This window comes from Rhodosalinus sp. FB01 (assembly GCF_041365715.1).
Classification (GTDB): domain Bacteria; phylum Pseudomonadota; class Alphaproteobacteria; order Rhodobacterales; family Rhodobacteraceae; genus Rhodosalinus.
Genome location: NZ_JBGFSH010000093.1, coordinates 1 through 361, shown reverse-complemented (window position 1 = coordinate 361; position 361 = coordinate 1). Strand labels below are relative to the sequence as shown.

At 57.3% G+C, this 361-nt stretch carries 1 protein-coding gene; it reads right to left on the bottom strand.

Annotated elements, in window-relative coordinates:
• Positions 1-310 (bottom strand): tyrosine-type recombinase/integrase (locus AB6A65_RS16740; protein ID WP_371039508.1); only part of this gene is annotated, 310 nt, incomplete at its 3' end.
• Between the last annotated feature and the right edge of the window lie 51 nt (positions 311-361).

The following is a 361-nucleotide window of genomic DNA, read 5'->3' as shown; positions in this document are numbered from 1 at the left end:
GCACCCGTTTCCACGTCTCCCATATATTGTAGTAGGGCTGCAGCGTTTTGGGGTTGGCGAACACGATACCGACGGGCTGCTGGAAGTTGCGCTCTTGATAATCATCGGCGTGTTGGAGGATTTCCATGGCCTTGCCGCTAAGAATGACGGTGCGTGGCTGGCCATTCTTCGTGATCGGTATCCGCCACTCACGACGACCGAAGTCGATATACTGCCATTCAGCCTCAAGCACTTCCTTGCGCCGCGCGCCCGTGTACAGCATGAACAGGATTGCGAGGTTGACCGGTGTCGCACCGCGTTCGCGCAGCACGGTTTGCAAGCGTTGAGCTTCTTCGCGAGACAGGAACCGTTCCAGCTTTCG